This is a genomic window from Pedococcus sp. P1_H8 (assembly GCF_056405175.1).
Genome location: NZ_JBFUCP010000176.1, coordinates 1 through 488 on the forward strand (window position 1 = coordinate 1; position 488 = coordinate 488).

Annotated in this window: 1 pseudogene; it reads left to right on the forward strand. The window is 74.8% G+C overall.

Annotated features, from left to right (window positions below):
- Positions 1-25: 25 nt before the first annotated feature.
- Positions 26-488 (forward strand): annotated as a pseudogene (locus AC1DYG_RS19465) (hypothetical protein); the annotation flags it as partial.

Here is a 488-nt window from a genome sequence, read left to right on the forward strand (position 1 = left end):
GGTGTGGGGGTCGAAGGTGCTTCGGGTGACTCCCGCCGCGCAGGACGCCGTCACCTGGCGGGTCGACGCCCCACGGGACGCGCTGACGGCCACGGAGATCGAGTCCGCCCTCGCCGAACTCGGCGACACCGAACGCCGGCTGCTGACCACGCTGGCCACCAGTTCGCCGATCGGCCGCACCCGCGACGCCGCGCCCGGCACCGACCCGGAGCGGCCCGTACAGCGGCTGCTGGCCCGGCGCCTGCTGAACTGGATCGACGAGCAGACCGTGGAGCTGCCGTACCAGGTGGGCCAGGCCCTGCGCGGGGAAACGGTCAGCGACCCCGCCGCACTGACCCCGCCGCCGATCCGGGCGACCAAGTTGAAGGTCGCCGACGTCAACGCCGCCGCGGGCGGTGAGGTGCTCGAACTGGTCCGGCACTGCGAGGACCTGATCGCCGCCCTCGGCGCACAGCCGGCCGCGACCCTCAAGGCGGGCGGGCTGGGGG